We start from the raw sequence: 12164 nt of genomic DNA, 5'->3' as shown, positions 1-12164 counted from the left end.
CCGATCCTCGTGCTGGTCGACAGCGACAGCCAGCGGATGAGCAAGCGCGACGAACTGCTGGGCCTGAACGAAGGGCTGTCGCATCTCGCCAAATGCCTGATGCACGCGGATCTCGCCGGACACCGGACGATCGGCGTGCTGTACGGCCACACGGCCGCCGGCGCGTTCATCGCGACTGCGCTCGCGACGCGCACGCTGCTCGCGGTGCCGGGCGCCGAGCCGGAGGTGATGGACCTGCCGTCGATGTCGCGCGTGACCAAGCTGCCGATCGACGTGCTGAAGGAGATGGCGCGTTCGACACCGGTGTTCGCGCCGGGCCTCGACAACCTCGTGAAGATGGGCGCCGTCGACGCCGTGCTCGATCCGTCCCGCGCGCTCGACGCGCAGGTCGGCGAATGGCTCGGCAAGCCGGCCGAGCGCATCGACCGGCGCGCGGCGCGCGGCCGGCCGGTCGCGACCGACGTCGCCGCCCGCGTCGAGGCACTCGCGCGTGCCGCACGCTGAGCTGCCGCTGCGCCGCCATACGCTCGTCACGCTGACGGCGGGCGGGTGGGGCGCGGCATTCGCCCGCGACCCCGCGCTCGCGGGTGATTCGCTCGTGCGCGCATGGGCCGAACGCGGTTGGCCGCTGATCGTGCGTCGCGCGTCGCCGGACGAAGCCGATGCCGGCCGCGTGCCGCTCGGCCTGCCGCTGCCGCCGTCGGCGGGCAAGCGGCGCATCGCGCTGAACGTGGCCGCCGACGCGCTCGCGACGGTCGGCCCGCTGCCGACCTTGACGGACGTGCTCGCCGCCGCGCCCGCCGCGTGGCGTGCGCCATTGCGCGAACTCGATGCACTCGGCGCGCGCTGCGGCGTGCAGGGCCGCGTGTTCGGCAGCCTCGCGTGGCAGGCGCTGACGGGCGAGCCTTACCTGAGCGCATCATCCGATCTCGACATCGTGTTTCCGTTGCCGGACCCCGTGTTGCTCGTACCGTTGCTCGACGGTCTCGCGGCGATCGACGCGCGTGCGCCGATGCGCATCGACGGCGAACTGCTGCGCGACGACGGTGCGGGTGTCAACTGGCGCGAACTGCATGCGCGCTTGCCCGAAGTCGCGGTGAAGACCGAGATTGCGGTCGAATTGATGCGCGCCGACGCCTTCATCGGAGGCCCGCGATGAATGCACGGGCTGCCTGCCGCGTAGCGGCGCCGTCCGACGCCGAACGCATCGCGGCGCTGGCCGAGCGCAGCCTCGTGCTCGAGATCGACACCTATCCGAAGCCGGGCCTCGTCAGTCACGTCGACACCGGCAGTCACGCGGACATGGATGTCGCGACGTTCGCGCGCAGCGCCGCCGTGCTGCGGCCGTACTTCGCGGAACTCGCCGATGCGGGCGCCCGCGACGCGGACATGGCCGTGCTGCGCAAGATCGGCCTGCGTGCCGAGCACGCGATGCTTGCCGCGACCGGCGGCGTCAATACGCATCGCGGCGCGATCTTCGGGCTCGGGCTGCTGTGCGCGGCCGCCGGACGGTGCGCGCTGCCGGGCGCGGTGCCGGCCGAAATGACGCTCGGCGCGTTCGTATCGCGCCGCTGGGGCGTCGAGATCCTCGGCGGCCCGCGTTTGCCGGACAGCCACGGCGAGTGCGCCAGCCGCCGCTACGGTGTGGGCGGTGCGCGTCGCGAGGCGGCCGACGGCTTTCCGACTGTGTACGCGGTCGGATTGCCCGCGCTGCGCGGCGCCCAGCGCGACTTGCCGGACGATCCGGAAGCCGCGCGGGTCGCCGCGTGCTTCGCACTGATCGCCGCGCTCGACGACACGAATCTGCTACACCGGGGCGGGCAGGCCGGCCTCGATTTCGCCCGCGCGACCGCCCGTGCCTTCATCGCGCGCGGCGGCGTGCGGGCGCTCGACTGGCGGCTGCGCGCGGCAGCCGCGCATCGGGCATTCGTCGCACGCCGGCTGAGCCCGGGCGGGGCGGCCGACCTGCTCGCGATGAGCGTGTTCGTCGATACGCTCGAAGTCGAAGGGCGCGCGCGATGACGCTGGCCATCCTGTGCTCGGGGCAAGGCGCGCAGCGCGCCGACATGTTCGATCTGACCGGGTCGGCGCCGCAGGCCCACGCATTGTTCGCGCATGCGGGCCGGCTGCTCGGCGACGATCCACGCACGTGGGTCCGGCAGGCCGGGCCCGATGCGCTGCGGGAAAACCGGGCCGCGCAGATCCTCTGCACGGTCCAGGCGCTCGCGGCGGCCGCGCTGCTCGATGCGGTGTGGCCGCGCCGGCGCTGCGTCGCCGGCTACAGCGTCGGCGAGGTCGGCTCGTGGAGCGTCGCGGGGATGATCGACCCGCACGACGCGCTCGACCTGGCCGATGCGCGTGCACGCGCGATGGATGCCGCAAGCGGCGGCGACGAGCGGATGGTGTTCGTGCGCGGCCTGGCGCGTTCGCAACTGGCGCAGCTGTGCGACGGTCGCGACGCGGCCATCGCGATCGCGAACCCGGGCGATGCGTTCGTGGTCGCGGGGCGGCACGCCGATGTCGATGCGGTGGCCGACGACGCGACGCATGCCGGCGCGCTGCGCGTCGCGCCCGTCTGCGTGCGGATCGCGTCGCACACGCGCCGGCTCGCGGCGGCCGTGCCGGCCTTCCGCGCGACGCTGGCCGCGACGCGCGTGCGCCGGCCGCTGCCCGGCACGCGGCTGTTCTCGGGGATCGACGGCGCGTCGGTGCTCGATGTCGACACGGGCCTCGACAAGCTCGCGCGGCAGATCGCGGAGCCGGTCGAGTGGGCGAGTTGTCTTGCCGCATGTGTGGAGGCGGGCGCCACCGCGTTTCTCGAACTCGGTCCCGGGCGCGCGCTGGCCGAGATGGCCGGCGGCGCGTATCCCGCGTTGCCGGCGCGCAGCCTCGCGGATTTCCGTTCCGTCGACGGCGTGACGAGCTGGCTCGCACGCGTCGCGCCCGGCTGATCGACGGGCTGAAACCCGGCTCGAAACACAGCGTCCGGGCACCGGTTCGGCACTGTGTGTTGCGCCGGCGCAGCAGCGTCGCAGCCGCCCCTTGCCACGCGAATTGGCGTCGCTACAATGGCGCCCGCCATGAGACCAGCCGCCTTCTTCCTCGCCGCGTTCTGCTGCGCGACGAGCGTCCACGCCAGCCAGATTCTGTCCGACGCCGCATCGGTCGGCACGTACTTTTCGTATGACAACGCGGCGGCCGACGCGACCGTCGACCTGATCGAACAGGCGCAGCGCCGCGTGCTGCTGGCCGGCTATACGCAGGTGCCGCCGGCTGTCGCGAGCGCGCTGCGCGTGGCCCGCGCGCGGGGGATCGAGGTGCGCGTGGTGCTGGTGCGCCCGCCGCGTGCGGGCAGGTACAGCGGCGCCGGCTACCTGAAATCCGCGGGTATCGACGTCGCGATCGATTCGCGGCATGGCGGCCCCGCGTCGCGTTTCGCGATCGTCGACGACAGCGTCGCGCTGACGACGCTGTCCGACGGCGCGGCCGAGCAGGCCGACACGGTCAACGTATTCCGGCGCGCGCCCGAACTCGCGCAGTCCTACGCGCAATCGTTCTGGCGGCTGTACCGGCAGGCCGGCGGCCTCTGACCCTTCCTGCGGCGCATTGCGCGCCGGTGTGACCCTGCTTGCATCGGCGCGACCGATGAACCATCCTCGTTGACAGGCGCCGGCGCGGCTTTCGCGCATCGGCGCAACGGCAGGGAGTCGATCGTGATCGAAAGCAGTTTTGCCGATCGCGCCGATGCCGGTCGCCAGCTGGCCGACGCGTTGCGCGAATACGCGGGGCGAAGCGATGTCGTCGTGCTCGCGTTGCCGCGCGGCGGTGTACCCGTCGCGTATCCGGTCGCCCGTAGCTGCGCGCGCCGCTCGACGTGCTGGTCGTGCGCAAGCTCGGCGTGCCGTTCGACCCCGAGCTCGCGATGGGCGCGATCGCGACGGGCGGCGGGACGCATCTGCAACGTTCGGTGATCCGCGACATGGACGTATCCGATGCACAACTCGCCGACGTGATCGCGCGCGAGACGGCCGAACTGCATCGTCGCGAGGCGCTGTATCGCGGCGCGGCGCCGCCGCTGGCGGTGGACGGGCGCATCGCGATCGTGGTCGACGACGGCGTCGCGACCGGCGCGACGATGCGCGTCGCGCTGCAGGCGCTGCGCGAGCGTCACCCGGCGCGCATCGTCGCGGCCGTGCCGGTTGCGCCGGCGGGTGCCGTGCGTGCGTTCGACGGTCTGGCCGATGCATTCGTCACGGTGTCGCAGCCGGCGCGGTTCTTCGGGATCAGCCAGTTCTACGCGCGCTTCGAGCAGACGAGCGACGACGAAGTGCGCGCGCTGCTCGACGCCGCGCGCCCGTGATGCGGCGTCAGGTTTGCCGGTTTCGGCGCGGGCGCGGTCGGCCGGCTTCCGCGAGCGCGAACACGCGCTGCAGCGCCGGATGGACGTTGCCGTGCCAGCGTGGCCCCGTAAACAACCCGTAGTGATCGCAATCATCGATGTCGACGCGATGGCGCTCGTCGTCCGAGAGGCCGCTGCACAGATCGAGCGCCGCATGCGTCTGCCCGGCGCCCGTGACTGCGTCGCGGGCGCCTTCGACGGTCAGCAGCGCGACATCGCGCAGCGCGGCCGGTTCGATGCGCCGGCCGTCCACATGCCACGCGCCGGTCGCGAGCAGCATGCGTTGAAACACGACGTCGACCGTGTCGAGGAAATAGTCGGCCGGCATGTCGAGCAGCGCCGTGTATTCGCGCAGTGCCCGCCGGGCGTCGGCGAGCCCGGTCATGTCGAAGCGGGAAGCTGCCAGCGCGTAGGTCTCGATCAGCGTCAGGAAGCGTTGCGGATACAGGAGCGCGATCTCGCCCTGTTGCAGATAGGTCGGGAACACGTGGCGGCCATGCCCGGCGAAGCCGGGCGGCACGATGTCGATCAGGTGACGCCGGCACCAGTCGAGCGAATGGGCCGCGGCCGCGGTGCCGAGCGCGCTCGGGTTCAGGCGCGCATCGATCGGGCCGCCGATCAGCGTGATACTCGCGGGCGGTGCGAGGCCGCGCGCGGCGCGCAGCGCCAGGGCGCCGAGCGCCGGTACGGTCGCCTGGCAAACGGCGACGACGTGCAGCGGCCGCTCGTCGTGCTGGAGGGTGCCGACGAAGCCGTCGAGCATCGCGACGTATTCGTCGAGCCCGAAACGGCCTGCCGCGAGCGGCACGTCGCGGGCATTGCGCCAGTCGGTCACGCAGACGTCGCCATCGGCGAGCAGCGTTTCGGCGGTTTCCCGCATCATCACGGCCGCGTGCCCGACGAGCGGCGCGCACAGCAGCACCGTGCGGCGCGCATCGGCGTGCGCGAAGCGCCGCAAGTCGCAAAACGGCGTGTGCGCGACGATCTGCTCGCTGACGGCGGGCCACGCGAGATCGAAGCCCGGCGGCGCGGCCTGTGGCCCGAGCAGCGGTTCGAACAGGTCGTCGTAGCACGATGACGCGGCGTGCGGCAGCGACGCCGTGGGCCATGCGTCGAACGCGTATCGCGTCGCCGCGCGCCATGCGCGCATCCATTCCCGCTGCTGCTCGACGACGGCATACCACATGGCGGACCCTGGGGCGGAAGGAGCGTGAACCTCCATTATGGTCATAGCGGCCGGGCAGCGGGAGCCCGATGTACGGCCGGCTGATGCGCGTCAAGCGCAGGGGCACGCTAGGCGCTGCCGGCCGCCGCTGCTACAGTCGTCAGGCCCATTCCCTCGAAGCGGAGCGTTCGCGATGAAGCTGATCGGCATGCTGGATTCCCCGTTCGTGCGCCGCGTCGCCATTTCGGCGAAGCTGCTCGACCTGCCGTTCGAACACGAGTCGATCTCGGTGTTTCGTCATATCGAGCGGTTCAGGACGCTCAACCCGGTCGTCAAGGCGCCGACGCTCGTGACCGACGGCGGCGCGACGCTGCTCGATTCGTCGCTGATCGTCGACTATCTCGACCACGTGGCAGCACCTGAGCGGCGCCTGCTGCCCGACGCCGTCGAGGCCCGGCTGCGCGCGCTGGTGCCGATCGGCTTCGCGCTGGCCGCCGCCGAGAAAACCGTGCAGGTCGTCTACGAGCAGGCGCTGCGCCCGTCGGACAAGCAGCACGAGCCGTGGGTGGATCGCGTGCTGAGCCAGCTCGAAGGTGCATACGGCGCGCTGGAGCCGCTGGTCGCGGCCGCCAACGGCTGGTTCGGCGGCGCGCGATTGTTGCAGTCGGACGTGACGGTCGCGGTGGCGTGGCGCTTCACGCAGTTCATGGCGGCCGATTACCCGGTGCTGGCGCGGATCGATCCGGCCCGTTATCCGGCGCTCGCCGCGCATTCCGCACGGGCGGAAGCGTTGCCGGCTTTCGTCGAAACGCCGCTCGTCTAGGTTTCGAAGCGGGGCGCCGGACTGTCGCGCACCGCTGTCGGCCGCCGTTCGCCCTTGTCCGGCAAGCCGCTGCCGATTGTTCTCGGCGGCTGACAAGTGACTTCGCATTCGCGCTGTTTATCCGGACGCGACCGATCCCTAGAATCCACTCCATCAAATCACGCATTGCCAGATGGAGCCGATGATGAAAGCCCTGATCGAATCGAGCCTGTACCACCCGTCCGTCGTGTTGGCGCTTGCCGGGCTCACGCAGCTGATGGTCGAGCGCGATTTCAATCTCGGCCAGGTCGGAATGATCGTCGCGGCGCGCGGTGCGCAGGCAGCCGTGTCGCGGTCGCGCGCGCTGATCTTCTGCCGTCACTGCGAAGCGCAGGCATGAAGGCGTTCGCGCCGACTGAATGAAAAAAAAGCCCGGCCGGCGCAAGCCGGTCGGGCAGATCGGGTTCGATCGGGCCCCGGCTTCGGCCGGGGCTTTTTCATTGCGCGACGCTTACGCGCGGGCGGGAGTCGCGACGCCGTAGACCTCCGATTCGTCGTCGTCCTCGCGCAACTGGCGCGCGAGCTGGTGCGCTTCGCGGCGCGTCGCGACGGCCGGCGGCGAGCCCTTCAGCGGCTGGCGCGCGGTTTCGGCGAGCGCGACGACCGACACGATGCCGATCAGCGCGGCGCCCATCATGTAGTACGCGGGCATCATCAGGTTGTGCGTCACGTCGACGAGCCACGCGGTCACCAGCGGCGTCGTGCCGCCGAACAGCGACACCGACACGTTGAAGCCGATCGCGAGCGCGCCGTAGCGGATCTCGGTCGGGAACAGCGCGGGCAGCGCCGACGGCATCACGCCCGTGAAGCACGACAGCAGCACGCCGAGGATCAGCAGGCCGCCGAACACCGACGCCGTGGTGCCCGTGTGGATCAGCATCAGCGACGGGATCGACAGCACCAGCAGGCCCACGCAGCCGGCGAGCATCACCGGCTTGCGGCCGACCTTGTCCGACAGGCGGCCGGCGTACAGCGTCATCGGCATCATCAGCACCATCACGAGCAGCACCAGCACGAGGCTGTGCGATTCGTCGAAGTGCAGCGTCGACGACATGAAGCTCGGCAGGTACGACAGCACCATGTAGTCGGTCACGTTGAAGATCAGCACGAGGCCGACGCACAGCAGCAGCGCACGCCAGTTACGCAGCAGCGTCTCGCGAAAGCGCGCCTTCGGCACGGCCTTGTCCTGCGCTTCGCGCTCTTCGGCCTGGCGCTTGAACGCGGGCGTTTCCTCGAGCTTCATCCGGATGTACAGACCGATCAGGCCGAGCGGCCCGGCGATCAGGAACGGCACGCGCCAGCCCCACGACAGCAGCGCTTCCTGCGACAGCGACGCGGTGAGCAGTGCGACGACGCCCGCGCCCAGCACATAGCCGATCAGCGTGCCGAATTCGAGGAAGCTGCCCATGAAGCCGCGGCGCTTGTCGGTCGAGAACTCGGCGATGAAGGTGGCCGCGCCGCCGTACTCGCCGCCGGTCGAGAAGCCCTGCACGAGGCGGGCGACGAGCAGCAGGATCGGGGCCATGATGCCGATCGACGCATAGCTCGGGATCAGGCCGATCGCGAAGGTGCCGACGGCCATCATGATCATCGTGGCGGCGAGCACGCGCTGGCGGCCGATGCGATCGCCGAGCGGGCCGAACACCATGCCGCCGAGCGGGCGCACGAGGAACGCGGCCGCGAACGTGCCGAAGGTGGCCAGCAACTGCGCGGACGGGCTGCTGGACGGAAAGAACACCTTGCCGAGCGTGACGGCGATATAGCTGTAGACGCCGAAGTCGAACCATTCCATCGCATTGCCGATGGCCATTGCGCTGACGGCGCGCTTGAGCAGGCTCTGGTCGACGACGGTGATGTCGTCCGCGGCGAGCGGGGCTTCGCCGGACGACGAAGCGGGGGAAGAGACAGCGGTCGGGCTGACGTGTGTTGCGGTCAAGGTCATGCACTCCTTTGACAGCGCCGGAACGGGCGGGCCGTCCGACACGGTTTGCCGGCGAGCGCGGTGTCGTGTGCTGCGCGTCGGGGCAGACCATTAAGCACTTACTGCATAGAGGGCAGCAAAGGGCCAAGGGGCTGCTTCGACGCGGGCCCGATGGGCCGTCGCGACAGTGCGCTCATGAAGAATGGGCCGCGTAATGCAGGCGGCGGATGCCGGTGCGGACGATGGGTCCGGCGTGCCGGCAACGCCCCGGAGGGGCAGCGAAACGAGAAAAGCGGGCCTGTCGGGCGGGCTTTCCTGTGGATGCAATTTCGATCGAGGCACCGGGCCGCAACGTGCGGACGGACTTCTCTCAAAATCGAAAAGACAGAGATTGAATGTTGAAACAGGCGACATGATAGCACGATGACGGACGATCGTGCAAATTGCCCGGAATCGCCCGTCTGGCGGGGCATCCCGGGGAGCCTGCTCGGGTATGATCGGCGGCGCGCGGCGCGGCGCGGCCGTGCCGGCCGCCGCGACGGGGCTGAATTCGCGAGGAACCGGATGACCGAACTGATGAGGATCGCGGCGCTGTTCGCCGCTACTGCGCTGGCCGAAATCGTCGGCTGCTACCTGCCGTGGCTCGTGCTGAAGGCCGGGCGCCCGGCCTGGCTGCTGGTGCCCGCGGCGTTGTCGCTCGCGTTGTTCGCGTGGCTGCTGACGCTGCACCCGAGCGCGGCGGGGCGCACGTATGCCGCGTACGGCGGCGTCTATATCGCGGTGGCGTTGATCTGGCTGCGGGTGGTCGACGGTGTCGCGCTGACCCGCTGGGACGTGGCCGGCGCGGTGCTCGCGCTCGGCGGAATGGCCGTCATCGCGCTGCAGCCGCGCGCCTGAGCGGCGCGGCCGCGGCGCGTGCCGCGTGCCTCAGGCTGCTTCGGCGGTATCCGTGTCGGCGGGCTGGCGCCACACGCAGGTGCCCTTGACCGACTTGTCGAGCTCGTCGAGCTGAGCCTGGTGCGCGGCAAGCTCGTCTTCGCTCGCGGTCACCACGGCCAGGTCGAGCGCGGCGAGCGACACGCGTTTGCCGTTCGCCGCGCCGCCGTCGGCGCTCGCGTCGTCGAGCATGTCGATCACGAGGCTGTCCTGGCCGCGCGTCATCGCGAGATAGACCTCGGCGAGCAGCTCCGAGTCGAGCAGTGCGCCGTGCAGCGTGCGGTGCGCGTTGCTGATGCCGAAGCGGTCGCACAGCGCGTCGAGCGAATTGCGCTTGCCGGGGAACATCTGCTTGGCCTGCACCAGCGTGTCGATCACGCCGCCGCAATGCTCGGTGAACGGCGGCAGGCCGAGCCGCGCGAATTCGGCGTCGAGGAAGCCCAGATCGAACGGCGCGTTGTGGATGATCAGCTCGGCGTCCTTCACGAAGTCGAGGATCTGGTGGGCGACTTCCGCGAATTTCGGCTTGTCGCTCAAGAATTCGGTCGTGAGGCCATGCACCGCCAGTGCGCCCGGATCGCTGTCGCGCTCGGGGTTCACGTAGAAGTGCAGGTTGTTGCCGGTGAGCCGCCGGTTCAGCAGCTCGACGCAGCCGATTTCGATGAGACGGTCGCCCGTGCGGGCGTTCAGGCCGGTGGTTTCGGTATCGAGAATGATCTGGCGCATATCGGGAAAAGCAACGAAAACAGGAGAGGGCGGCCGGGGTTCAGGCGGCCAGCGATTCGACGCCGCGGTTCGCGAGCGCGTCCGCGCGCTCGTTTTCGGGATGGCCCGCGTGGCCCTTGACCCAGCGCCACTCGATCTCGTGCTGAGCGACGAGCGCGTCGAGCCGCTTCCACAGGTCGGCATTCTTCACGGGCGTCTTCGCCGCGGTGACCCAGCCTTTCTTCTTCCACCCGTGGATCCACTCGCTGATGCCTTTCTGCACGTATTGCGAGTCGGTATGCACGATCACCCGGCACGGCCGCTTCAGCGCTTCGAGCGCGGCGATCACGCCCATCAGCTCCATGCGGTTGTTGGTCGTGTTCGGCTCGCCGCCGAACAGTTCCTTTTCTTGACTGCCGTAGCGCAGCAGGGCGCCCCAGCCGCCGGGGCCGGGGTTGCCCTTGCAGGCGCCGTCGGTATAGATGTCGATGGTGTCGGTTGTCATGAACGTTCTTGGTGAGTGGTCGGGGAGGCCGCCGGCGTCAGGCCCGGTGCGAGCACGGGCTTCTTCATCTTGATCGGGCCGACGAGGCGCATGCCGCGCACGCGCTTGACGGCCGTCACCATGTAGACGGCGCCGAAGATCGGCCACCAGCGGTCGCCGGCGGCCTCCATGAAGCCGTAGCGGGCCAGCCACTGGTCGGTGGCGAGCGGCGGCCGGTAGCAGCCGAAGCGGCCGCGTTCGAGGTCGAAACCGAGCAGCTTGATCCAGTCCTTGAGCCGGATGAACGCGATCTGGTCGCGCGTGGCCGGCACGAACGGGCGGTTCGCCATGCGCCCGAACGACTGCCGCATGCCCCACAGGCTCAGCGAATTGAAGCCGGTGATCACGAGCTGGCCTTCCGGCATCAGCACGCGCTCGGCCTCGCGCAGCAGACGGTGCGGGTCGGACGTGAATTCGAGCGTGTGCGGCATCACGATCAGGTCGACGCTCTGCGACTCGAACGGCAGGTCGAGCAGATCGCACCACGTCGTGCTGCGATCGGCGGGCGCGTGGGCCGCCGTGTGTGCTTCGCGCGCCCACGGATACTGATACGGCGCGCTCGCGCCGCTCGCCGGGTCGAGCACGAGGCCGCGATACGGCATGCGGTTCTCGCGCAGTGCGTCGAGCTGCGGCAGGCCGAGCTGCAGCGCGTGGAAGCCGAAGACGTCGGATACGATCCGGTCGAGCTGCGCCTGCTCCCAGCCCAGCACGTAACGGCCGGGCGGCGAGTCGGTCCAGGCGGGCCAGTCTATAATTTGACGGTCAGACATAACGATGATTGCGCGCCTATGAACGAGCTGGAATACGTGCCGGTTCCGGCATTCGAAGACAACTATATCTGGCTCGTCTCGGACGGCCGCGATGCGATCGCCGTCGACCCGGGTGAAGCCGCGCCCGTACGCCGGGTTCTTGCCGAACGAGGCTGGCGGTTGACCGCTATTTTACTCACGCACCACCACGCCGACCACGTCGGCGGTGTCGAGGCGCTGCAGCATAGCCAACCGGCCGATGTTCCGCTCACCGTTTACGGCCCCGCGGCCGAAGCGATCGGCGTGGTCACGCGGCCGCTGTCGGGCGGCGATCGCGTGACGCTCGACGCGCCCGCGGTCGCATTCGACGTGCTCGACGTGCCCGGCCATACACGCGGCCACATTGCTTACTTTCAGGCGGCCGGTCAAGGCGCGGCCGGGCAGGGCAACGCGGTGCCGCACGTGTTCTGCGGCGACACGCTGTTCTCGTGCGGCTGCGGCCGTCTGTTCGAAGGCACGCCCGCGCAGATGCTCGCGTCGCTCGACGCGCTCGCCGCGTTGCCGGGCGACACCCGCGTGCATTGCGCACACGAATACACGCTGTCGAACATCCGCTTCGCGCTCGCGTGCGAGCCGGGCAATGCGGCACTCGCCGCGTGGCGCGACGACGCACAGGCGCTGCGTGCGCGCGGCGTGCCGACGCTGCCCACTACGATCGCGCACGAGCGTGCCGTTAACCCGTTCATGCGGGCCGACAGCGCGGCGATCCACGCGACGCTCGAGGCCGAGCTGCACGAAACGGTGACGGATCGCCTGGCGGCGTTCACGCTGATGCGCGAATGGAAAAACCGGTTCCGGTGACGTTTTCCGGAGGACTCCAAAG

Annotated in this window: 14 protein-coding genes and 1 pseudogene; 10 read left to right on the top strand and 5 right to left on the bottom strand. The window is 70.0% G+C overall.

All coding sequences use genetic code 11. The features are described from left to right. The 6 genes and pseudogenes from JMF90_RS07945 to JMF90_RS07920 form a co-directional block, all read left to right on the top strand. Window positions 1–504 (top strand): biotin-independent malonate decarboxylase subunit gamma (locus JMF90_RS07945; RefSeq protein ID WP_201325024.1); only part of this gene is annotated, 504 nt, incomplete at its 5' end. Continuing rightward, window positions 491–1159 (top strand): malonate decarboxylase holo-[acyl-carrier-protein] synthase, encoded by a 669-nt coding sequence (mdcG, locus tag JMF90_RS07940; protein WP_201316809.1) that lies wholly within the window; start codon window positions 491–493, stop codon window positions 1157–1159. The genes JMF90_RS07945 and mdcG, both read left to right, overlap by 14 nt. Beyond that, a complete protein-coding gene (mdcB, locus tag JMF90_RS07935; RefSeq protein WP_201316810.1) occupies window positions 1156–2022 on the top strand; it encodes a triphosphoribosyl-dephospho-CoA synthase MdcB in 867 nt (288 codons plus the stop codon). The genes mdcG and mdcB overlap by 4 nt, the downstream gene beginning before the upstream one ends. Further along, window positions 2019–2951: a malonate decarboxylase subunit epsilon gene (gene mdcH, locus JMF90_RS07930; protein WP_201325023.1), complete on the top strand. Its 933-nt coding sequence runs from the start codon at window positions 2019–2021 to the stop codon at window positions 2949–2951. The genes mdcB and mdcH overlap by 4 nt, the downstream gene beginning before the upstream one ends. 117 nt (window positions 2952–3068) lie before the next feature. Further along, window positions 3069–3590 carry a phospholipase D-like domain-containing protein gene (locus JMF90_RS07925; protein WP_201316811.1) on the top strand — a complete coding sequence of 174 codons (522 nt, stop codon included), beginning with the start codon at window positions 3069–3071 and terminating at the stop codon, window positions 3588–3590. Between the two features lie 123 nt (window positions 3591–3713). Continuing rightward, window positions 3714–4360, top strand: a pseudogene (locus JMF90_RS07920) (phosphoribosyltransferase). A 7-nt stretch (window positions 4361–4367) separates the two neighbouring features. Here JMF90_RS07920 and JMF90_RS07915 read toward each other — a convergent pair. Then, on the bottom strand, window positions 4368–5585 hold the full coding sequence (locus JMF90_RS07915) for a polyhydroxyalkanoate depolymerase (protein ID WP_201316812.1): 1218 nt from the start codon (window positions 5583–5585) through the stop codon (window positions 4368–4370). 172 nt (window positions 5586–5757) lie between these two features. Between JMF90_RS07915 and JMF90_RS07910 the strand changes: the two genes are divergently transcribed. Both JMF90_RS07910 and JMF90_RS07905 read left to right on the top strand, forming a co-directional pair. Continuing rightward, window positions 5758–6387, top strand: coding sequence for a glutathione S-transferase family protein (locus JMF90_RS07910; protein ID WP_201316813.1), 630 nt, complete (start codon window positions 5758–5760; stop codon window positions 6385–6387). Window positions 6388–6559: 172 nt separating this feature from the next. Beyond that, window positions 6560–6766 (top strand): hypothetical protein, encoded by a 207-nt coding sequence (locus JMF90_RS07905; protein WP_006476356.1) that lies wholly within the window; start codon window positions 6560–6562, stop codon window positions 6764–6766. Between the two features lie 111 nt (window positions 6767–6877). Here the strand turns inward: JMF90_RS07905 and proP are convergent, their stop codons facing one another. Then, window positions 6878–8368: a glycine betaine/L-proline transporter ProP gene (gene proP / locus JMF90_RS07900; RefSeq protein ID WP_027809592.1), complete on the bottom strand. Its 1491-nt coding sequence runs from the start codon at window positions 8366–8368 to the stop codon at window positions 6878–6880. Between the two features lie 543 nt (window positions 8369–8911). Here proP and JMF90_RS07895 point away from each other — a divergent pair. Beyond that, the gene (locus JMF90_RS07895) at window positions 8912–9244 is read left to right on the top strand and encodes a YnfA family protein (RefSeq protein WP_011545077.1); all 333 of its coding nucleotides are present in this window, start codon (window positions 8912–8914) and stop codon (window positions 9242–9244) included. A 30-nt stretch (window positions 9245–9274) separates the two neighbouring features. Here JMF90_RS07895 and dnaQ read toward each other — a convergent pair whose 3' ends face one another. Genes dnaQ through JMF90_RS07880 form a run of 3 tightly spaced genes read right to left on the bottom strand, consistent with a single transcriptional unit; the run spans window position 9275 to window position 11302 of the window. Then, on the bottom strand, window positions 9275–10009 hold the full coding sequence (gene dnaQ, locus JMF90_RS07890) for a DNA polymerase III subunit epsilon (RefSeq protein WP_077177967.1): 735 nt from the start codon (window positions 10007–10009) through the stop codon (window positions 9275–9277). A gap of 40 nt (window positions 10010–10049) precedes the next feature. Continuing rightward, window positions 10050–10493, bottom strand: a complete 444-nt coding sequence (rnhA, locus tag JMF90_RS07885; RefSeq protein ID WP_006476352.1) for a ribonuclease HI — start codon at window positions 10491–10493, stop codon at window positions 10050–10052. Further along, complete coding sequence (locus JMF90_RS07880) at window positions 10490–11302, bottom strand: class I SAM-dependent methyltransferase (protein ID WP_011545079.1); 813 nt, start codon at window positions 11300–11302, stop codon at window positions 10490–10492. The genes rnhA and JMF90_RS07880 overlap by 4 nt, the downstream gene beginning before the upstream one ends. An 18-nt stretch (window positions 11303–11320) precedes the next feature. On the opposite strand from JMF90_RS07880, the gene gloB reads away from it, so the two are divergent. Then, complete coding sequence (gene gloB / locus JMF90_RS07875) at window positions 11321–12142, top strand: hydroxyacylglutathione hydrolase (RefSeq protein WP_011545080.1); 822 nt, start codon at window positions 11321–11323, stop codon at window positions 12140–12142. The last annotated feature ends 22 nt before the right edge of the window (window positions 12143–12164 follow it).

The sequence above is a fragment of the Burkholderia sp. E168m23 genome (assembly GCF_016586125.1).
Taxonomy (GTDB): domain Bacteria; phylum Pseudomonadota; class Gammaproteobacteria; order Burkholderiales; family Burkholderiaceae; genus Burkholderia; species Burkholderia orbicola.
Note: the sequence above shows the minus strand (reverse complement) of the source record. Positions and strands in the feature narration are given on the sequence as shown.